The sequence below is a fragment of the Paenibacillus sp. P4_E11 genome (assembly GCF_056401635.1).
On sequence record NZ_JBFUIX010000725.1, the window covers coordinates 1 to 538 of the forward strand.

Here is a 538-nt window from a genome sequence, read left to right on the forward strand (position 1 = left end):
GTGTACACGCTCTAAGAACAAGCAGATGGTGATTACGCGACACGTGTGGGAAGACAGCAAGGGATGGGTACGTGTTAATCGGCTGAGCAAGTCGGGTAAATATTTGTACCGATTGCGATACCAAACCATTGAGCGAAGTTTTGCGGACGCCAAAGAGCTCCACGGACTTCGCTATTGCCGGTTCCGCGGAAGGTCGAAAGTACAGGAACAAGCCCTAATGACGGCTATTTGCCAGAACGTCAAAAAGATCGCCAACCACCTGGCCAAGAAGGCTGGATGAGCGGCTATCTTCTTTATTTAAAAGGATTTGCAGGGTTTACAGCTATTTCATACATAGACTTGTCTAAAAAAACACAGAGCCCTGAAAAAAACAGGGCTTTGTCGACAGTCTGAATCCACGTAAACGTGGATTTTTCTCTTTTTTGGAACACATTCTTGTCATTCTAGTGGAATAAGTTTTACCAAGCAGCCTGTCTAACAGACAAATCGTTAAAATATGCAGACAATTCAGAACACTTTTCAGAAGAAGGAGGTATCT

The 538-nt window shown here is 44.2% G+C and carries 1 protein-coding gene; it reads left to right on the forward strand.

From position 1 onward, the window contains the following. On the forward strand, nt 1–280 hold a 280-nt coding region (locus AC1DWB_RS37135; RefSeq protein WP_477546024.1), incomplete at its 5' end, for a transposase. Nucleotides 281–538 lie beyond the last annotated feature (258 nt).